The organism is Streptomyces sp. NPDC001508 (genome assembly GCF_040298665.1).
Classification (GTDB): Bacteria; Actinomycetota; Actinomycetes; order Streptomycetales; family Streptomycetaceae; genus Streptomyces.
The window spans coordinates 1-2,122 of the sequence record NZ_JBEPAP010000148.1; the positions used below are offsets into that span (position 1 = coordinate 1).

2 protein-coding genes are annotated in these 2,122 nt (G+C 75.4%); one reads left to right on the top strand and one right to left on the bottom strand.

Annotation, left to right across the window (positions count from 1 at the left end; all coding sequences use genetic code 11):
- Positions 1–324 precede the first annotated feature (324 nt).
- The gene (locus tag ABT245_RS45745) at positions 325–1,194 is read right to left on the bottom strand and encodes an ATP-grasp domain-containing protein (protein WP_351747060.1); all 870 of its coding nucleotides are present in this window, start codon (positions 1,192–1,194) and stop codon (positions 325–327) included.
- Between the two features lie 153 nt (positions 1,195–1,347).
- On the opposite strand from ABT245_RS45745, the gene ABT245_RS45750 reads away from it, so the two are divergent.
- Positions 1,348–2,122 (top strand): MerR family transcriptional regulator (locus ABT245_RS45750; RefSeq protein WP_351747063.1); only part of this gene is annotated, 775 nt, incomplete at its 3' end.

A 2,122-nucleotide genomic window follows, 5' to 3' on the forward strand; every position in this document is an offset into this window, starting at 1 on the left:
GCGGCGCCCTGGGGGTGACGCGCCGGCCATCGGGTGCGGGTGCGTTGTCGGCGGCGCCCTGGGGGTGACGCGCCGGCCATCGGGTGCGGGTGCGTTGTCGGCGGCGCCCTGGGGGTGACGCGCCGGCCATCGGGTGCGGGTGCGTTGTCGGCGGCGCCCTGGGGGTGACGCGCCGGCCATCGGGTGCGGGTGCGTTGTCGGCGGCGCCCTGGGGGTGACGCGCCGGCCATCGGGTGCGGGTGCGTCGTGGTTGATCGCGCCCACGCGGCGGGGCCGCATATCGATACAGCCCCGCGCCCCTTTCGCTGCACGGGCCGGTGTTGTTCAGTTGCCCGCCGCCAGGATCGCCGATGCCACCGTGGCCGTCGAAGCCGGGTGCAGGAAGAGGAACAGGTTCGGTTCGATCAGTTCGAGTTCCATCACGTGGGGTGTCCCGTCCTCGCCGTCGACCAGGTCCACGCGCGCGTACAGCAGTTCGGGCGCGTCCGGTACGGCGGCCAGCGCGCGCCCGGCGACGGCGAGTTCGGACGGCGTCGGCAGCCACGGCTCCAGGTCGGGGTGGGCCACCTTCTCCGCGTCGTACGCCGTGCCGGGCGCCAGCACGGCCCGCTTACGGCTGGCATGCAGCAGCCGGCCGCCGAAGAACTGCAGGGCCCGCTCGCCGCCGACGTCGATGCCGCGGACGTACGGCTGCACCATCGCGGTCAGCCCCTCCTCGTGCATACGGGCCAGCTGCCGCAGCGCCGTGCCGCGCTCGCCGGGCGCGTACCGCGCGGCGTACCGGGCGCCCGCGCCGAAGGTCGGCTTGACGACGAAGTCGTGATCGCCCGGGAGTCGGGCCGCGGATCCGGGCGCGATGTAACGGGTCGGCACGACGGGCACGCCCGCCGCCGCGAGGTCCCCGAGGTACCGCTTGTCGGTGTTCCAGCGCACGACGGCGGCCGGATTGGCCAGCCGTGTCGCGTTGCCCGCCCGCGCCGCCCAGGCCATGAACTCCTCGGCCCGCCAGGCGTAGTCCCAGGTGGAGCGGATGACGACGAGGTCGAACCCGCTCCAGTCGACGCCGGGGTCGTCCCAGTGCACGGCGACGGCCTCGGCCCCGGCGTCCGTCAGGGCCCGCAGCAGGACCGGCAGGTCGCGGTCCCGGTTCGGCTCGGTCCCGGGGTCGTAGGTGGCGAGTGCGATACGGGGCACGGCGGGCTCCATCGGCGTACGAATGCGGCGGATGATCGGACCGCAGGCTAACCATCGCGACGGCGACCGCGGCAACCGGTTTGACCTTCACCCTCGGTGAAGCCGCAGCATCGGTGGCGGTAGGACGAGCACAGCGGCACCCGGGGGTGGGGCATGGACATGCTGACGATCGGCGCCTTCGCGAAGGCCAGCCGGCTCTCGCCGAAGGCACTGCGGCTCTACGACGAGCTGGACCTGCTGCGCCCCGCGCGGGTCGACCCGGACACCGGGTACCGGTACTACGCCGTCGAGCAGTTGGAGCGGGCCCGGCTGGTGGCCTGGCTGCGCCGGCTGGGCATGCCGCTCGCCGGAATCCGCGCGGTGTGCGCGCTGGAACCGGCCGCCGCCGCACGGGAGATCCGCGCCCACTGGGCGCGGGTGGAGGCCGAGACGGCCGTACGCCGGGACCTCGCCGCGTTCCTCGTCGACCATCTCAGCGCAGAATCGAGGAAGGACACCGTCATGCTGGAACTGCGTCATTGCGCCCGCTCCGACACCGGCCGGGTGCGGACCGCCAACCAGGACACGGCGTACGCGGGCGCGCGCCTGCTCGCCGTGGCCGACGGCTACGGGCCCGCCGGGGCGCCGGCGAGCAGCGCCGCGGTGGAGGCGCTGAAGGTCCTGGAGAGCGCGGAAGTGCCCGCGGGCAGCGTCCTGAACCTGCTGGAGGACGCCGTCCAGTGCGCACGCCAGGCCGTACGGAACGCGGCCGGCGACGCGGTCGGCGGCGCGGTCGGCGGCGCGGTCGGCGGCGCGGCTGGCAGCACGGCCGGCGACGCGGCTGGCAGCACGGCCGGCGACGCGGGCGGCAGCACGGCCGGCGACGCGGGCGGCAGCGCGGTCGACGACGCGACTGGCGGCACGGTCGGTAGCGCGGCCGGCGGCACGG